This window comes from Janthinobacterium sp. GW460-12-1-14-LB5 (genome assembly GCF_059423585.1).
Genome location: NZ_JBWKYD010000069.1, coordinates 1 through 914 on the forward strand (window position 1 = coordinate 1; position 914 = coordinate 914).

Genomic DNA, 914 nt, shown 5'->3' on the forward strand with positions numbered 1-914 from the left:
AGTGACGGTTTAAAAACTTCATAGCAACTTTCAGGTCAAAGCATCTTTGATGTTTTGGAGTGATTGACGATGTGGACACAAGAGAATCGAAGCCGGCATCAGCAGGTGAGGACGGCACTCAAACGTGGCTATCCCACAGATGTGAAAGATGAAGAGTGGCGTCTGATCGCACCGCTGCTGCCAAGGCAAGCGAAGACGGGAAGACCTCGCAAGACAGATTTGCGCACGGTGATCAATGCGCTGCGTTACATGGTACGGTCCGGATGCGAGTGGCGCATGCTGCCCAATGATTTCCCGCCGTATCAGACGGTTTATTACTGGTTTCGGCGGCTGATGCGGCGCATGCTGTTTCGTACCATTCATGACTTGGCGCTGATGCTCGATCGTATGTGCAATGAACGGGAGGTGCTGCCGAGTGCCGGTGTTATCGATAGCCAGAGCGTGAAAGCGCCAGGGGCACGAACGAGAGGCTATGACGCCCACAAGAAACTCAGCGGGCGCAAACGCCATATCGGGGTCGATACGGACGGTCGCTTGCTGGCGATGAACCTGACGCCGGCCGATATCGCCGACTCCACTGGTGCTCAGATGGTGCTCGACGGCCTGATTAAACGCTGGCCATGGGTGAAGCATCTGTTTGGGGATGCGGCATATGACCGCAAACAGTTGATGGACAAGGCCGCGTTTCTTGACTTCACGGTGGAGGTCGTGCGGCGCCTGCAAGGGCAGCAAGGTTTCGCTGTTCAGCCCAAGCGCTGGGTGGTCGAGCGAACGTTTGCATGGCTGATGCGTTACCGGCGCCTGGTGCGCGACTACGAGCAGCGCATTGATGTTTCGGAAAATATGATTTACCTGGCCATGGGTTCGTTGCTGCTGCGTCGACTAAATTTCCGCTAAGTTTTTAAACCGTCACT

The 914-nt window shown here is 55.4% G+C and carries 1 protein-coding gene; it reads left to right on the forward strand.

Annotated elements, in window-relative coordinates:
• The first annotated feature begins 69 nt into the window (after positions 1-69).
• Positions 70-897 carry an IS5 family transposase gene (locus tag AC07X6_RS28550; RefSeq protein ID WP_494793223.1) on the forward strand — a complete coding sequence of 276 codons (828 nt, stop codon included), beginning with the start codon at positions 70-72 and terminating at the stop codon, positions 895-897.
• The last annotated feature ends 17 nt before the right edge of the window (positions 898-914 follow it).

Bases quoted from the DNA above. Each gene is read 5' to 3' on its own strand.
- AC07X6_RS28550 (WP_494793223.1), top strand. From the start codon at position 70: ATGTGGACACAAGAGAATCGAAGCCGGCATCAGCAGGTGAGGACGGCA.